The following is a 269-nucleotide window of genomic DNA, read 5'->3' as shown; positions in this document are numbered from 1 at the left end:
TAAAGCGAGGCTCGCCCCCTCCAGCCGGATGAGGCCGGCACCGGCGCTGCGCGTCACCGCGATGCCGGCCTTGGCGATCAGGTCGGCGAGGCCCTCGGCGGGTCCGAGGTCACCCTCGACGGTCACGGCGCGGGGCGCCGGCTGGGCCGGCAGCGTGGCGGGCGCAGGGGGCACGGCGCCGGCTGCATGATCGTAGAAACCGCGCCCAGACTTGCGGCCGAGCCAACCCGCCGCCACCAGTTCCTGCTGGGTGAGGGAAGGGCGGTAGC

Annotated in this window: 1 pseudogene; it reads right to left on the bottom strand. The window is 75.1% G+C overall.

Annotation, left to right across the window (positions count from 1 at the left end):
• Positions 1-269: pseudogene (locus V5F48_RS25150) on the bottom strand (3-hydroxyacyl-CoA dehydrogenase); the annotation flags it as partial.

The sequence above is a fragment of the Xanthobacter autotrophicus ATCC 700552 genome (assembly GCF_043194565.1).
Lineage (GTDB): Bacteria > Pseudomonadota > Alphaproteobacteria > Rhizobiales > Xanthobacteraceae > Xanthobacter > Xanthobacter autotrophicus_F.
The sequence above is the reverse complement of the archived record's forward strand: the minus strand, read 5'-3'. Positions and strand labels throughout refer to the sequence as shown.